Origin of the sequence: Patulibacter sp., assembly GCF_030655195.1 — a bacterium.
Classification (GTDB): Bacteria; Actinomycetota; Thermoleophilia; order Solirubrobacterales; family Solirubrobacteraceae; genus Patulibacter.
Window position 1 is genome coordinate 1 of the sequence record NZ_JAURWA010000183.1, and the last position, 2,988, is coordinate 2,988.

Below are 2,988 nucleotides of genomic sequence, written 5' to 3' on the forward strand. Positions count from 1 at the left end.
CCACCGGGCGCTCCGTGGGAGCTGGCCGCGGACGAGCTGGCCGGCGCGCTCTGCGTCGCGGTCGGCCTGCCCTGCGCCTGGCTGCTCGCCGCCGCGCTGGCGACCGGACGCCGCCGCCCGACGGCGGGAATCGGCGCCACCCGCACGCCGCGACGGACGGCCGACCGATGAGCACCGTCTGGGTCGTCGCCGTCGCCCTCTCGTGGGTCGTCGTCGCGCTGCTCGTGGCCGTCGTCCTCTCGCTCCTGCGGCAGACCGCCGAGCTGCGCCTGCGGCTCGACGAGCTCGACGGCGGCGAGCTCTTCGAGGCCCCGGAGTGGGACGCCGCACAGGGCGATCCGGTGCCCACGACGACCGTGCCGCTGCTGCCCGGCTCCGTGCCCGCGGACGGCGGCGCGCTGCTCGAGCTCGGCGGACCGCAGGACCGCGGGACGCTGCTCGTCTTCCACTCGCCGGGGTGCGCCGGCTGCGTCGGGGTCGAGGAGGCGCTCGAGGGCCTGCAGCGCGAGGGGCCGCCGGTGCGGCTGGTCAGCGTCCTGGCCCTGCGCCCCGACGGTGCCGCCGACCACCTGCGCCGCCGGCCGCTCCGGGACGTGCCGAGCCTGTCGGTCGACGTCCTCCCGCGCGAGCTGCGGCGTCCGACGACGCCGTCGATGCTGGGCATCTCGCCCGACGGCGTCGTCGCGGCGATCGGCCGGCCGGACGGCCCGGCGAGCATACGCGAGCTCGCGGTGCTGACCGCGAACGCCCGCGACGACGGCTGAGCTACCCCCGGCGGTAGTTGCCCGGCGCGCCGGTGCGCGAGAGCGGCTTGCGGCCCTCGCGGTCCAGGCCGGTCTCGAGCATCCAGCCGCGGGTGCCCTTCGGGAGCGCCTCGCTGCGGACGATCTCGACGAAGCTCCACTCGACGCAGCAGACGCCGTAGGACGGGGCACTGCGCCGGCAGAGCTCGTCGACGACGTCGCCCGCCTCGACCCAGCCGAACGCGGTCGAGTTGAACGACAGGCGCAGGTAGTAGTCCTCGAAGTTCGAGGACATCCGGGACGACGCCTTGCGGACCCGGCGGCGCATCGGCCGCGTGCGGCAGCGGATGTCCTCCAGCGGCGGGCCGCCGCAGTCGTCGTGGCCGCACGCCTTCTGCGAGGCGGCGGCGTCGCGGCAGTCGAAGTCCTTGCGCGCCGGGCCGCAGAGGAACCCGTCGTTCTTGGCCTGGTCCTGGTACTCCGGCGAGCTCTTCGTGTAGACGGTGCCGTCGACCTCGAGCGGGATCCAGCCGCTCTTCTTGGACCGCACGTCGTGCCCGGGGTAGCCCCAGATCCAGCCGTCGACCGCCTTGCGCATCGGCGGCGAGGCGCAGCCCGGGGCCTCGCGGTCGCTCTGCCGGGCGAAGTGGCCGCCCTCCTGCACGAAGACCTCGTCACCGGCGTTGGTCAGGACGATCTCGGCGTCGGGGTGCGGGCCCTTGCGGACCGCCACGCCGGTCCTGCCGAGCTTCTTCGTGCTCGGCTCGGTGCCCACCACGACGTACGGCGAATAGCAGACGGCGACGGCGTCCTGGCCGACGGCACCGTTCGGCACGCGGGAGGTCGCGACGGGCTCGAAGCCCTCGTCGGCGAACGGGATCCGGCGCGGCTTCCTCTTCGTCGCGCCGCTCGAGTCGTCGCCGCAGCCGACCAGACCGCCGGCGGCGACCGCCGCGGTGCCGATCCCGACGGCGCCGACGAAGCTGCGCCGGTTGGCGGGACGGGCCAGGCGGTCACCTGCGCGGCGGACGAGGGCGTCGAAGCTCACGGGCGGCCACGATAGCGGCGGGGCGCCACGCCTCGCGCTGCGTCCCGGTCGACGCGGCCCGGGCGGCGCCGCGCCTAGAAGGCAGCGCGACCGGGCGACGCCCCGGAGATCCGCGGTCGACCGACCGCGACGGGCCGGCGGGGTCGAGCGCCCGCGATCAGCCGGCCGACGGCGCGGTGGTCCCCGTCCCCAGCGGCTTGGCGTCGTCGATGCCGGCGGGGCGCTTCGGCGCCGGCGCCGTGCCGTAGTCCGAGATCGTCAGCTTCGACGACGAGCGGCCGGACGGCAGCTGGGCGGCGGCCCCGCCGAGCACGTCCTTGATGTCGTACTCGCTGGTCGACGAGTAGGCGAGCCCGCCGTCGTCGATGCACGTCGTGACCGGGACCTTCGCGCCGGACGGGGCGTCCTTCAGGAGCTCCTGGAACGACGGGTCGTCGATCTGGCCGAGGACGTCCTCGAGGGAGAGCTCCGCGCTGAACTCGCGGCAGGTCTTGCCGTCGACCTCCTTCGTGTCCCCGATGTCGGTGATCTTCGCCTTCTCGAGCTGCCGGACCTGGGCGAGCGGGTCGGACTGCTCGATCGGGTTGTCCGTGACGCTCCAGCCGCCGGGGCCGGGGATGCGGATGTAGACCTTGTCCTTCTCGCCGTAGTTCTGGAACTCGGCGCCGCCGGAGCCGCCGGACCCGCTCGTCCCGCCGCCGCCGAGCGTCTGCGTGAACAGGTACCGCTGCTCGACCAGGTCGAGGGTGCCGGTGGCCTTCGTCGTGATGCCGGCCGTCGAGGTCTGGAGCGTGATGCGCGCCGTCTTCGCCGCCTTCGTCGACTCCGGGCCGCGGGCCAGCGCGGCCCGGATGGCGTCCTCGTTCGCGGCGGGGGCGCCGCCGCTCGCGGTGCCGCCGCCACCGCTCTCCGCAGTCGTCGCGGTGGTCGTGGTGGTGCCGCCGGTGGTGGCCGCCGTCGTGGTCGACTCGTCGTCGGACGAGCCGCAGCCCGTCGCGGCGAGCGCGAGCAGGACGGCGGTGCCGGCGGCGAGGGCGGGGCGGGTGCGGGACGGGCGCAGGGACATGCCGGGATCGTACGAATCCCCACCGGCGAGGTCCCGATCCCTCACGGACCTCTCACGAGGCGGCGCCGCCCGCCGGTCGACCGGTCCCGCGGGTCGCCCGGCGTCGGACGGCGCCCGGCCCGCCCGCCCGC

3 protein-coding genes are annotated in these 2,988 nt (G+C 75.6%); 1 reads left to right on the forward strand and 2 read right to left on the reverse strand.

Annotated elements, in window-relative coordinates:
- Positions 1 to 167 precede the first annotated feature (167 nt).
- Entirely contained in the window at positions 168 to 764 is a 597-nt protein-coding gene (locus Q7T67_RS19865) for a hypothetical protein (protein ID WP_304794045.1), read from the forward strand.
- Between the two features lies 1 nt (position 765).
- Here the strand turns inward: Q7T67_RS19865 and Q7T67_RS19870 are convergent, their stop codons facing one another.
- Positions 766 to 1,791, reverse strand: coding sequence for a hypothetical protein (locus tag Q7T67_RS19870; protein ID WP_304794047.1), 1,026 nt, complete (start codon positions 1,789 to 1,791; stop codon positions 766 to 768).
- 157 nt (positions 1,792 to 1,948) lie between these two features.
- Positions 1,949 to 2,857: a hypothetical protein gene (locus tag Q7T67_RS19875; RefSeq protein WP_304794050.1), complete on the reverse strand. Its 909-nt coding sequence runs from the start codon at positions 2,855 to 2,857 to the stop codon at positions 1,949 to 1,951.
- Between the last annotated feature and the right edge of the window lie 131 nt (positions 2,858 to 2,988).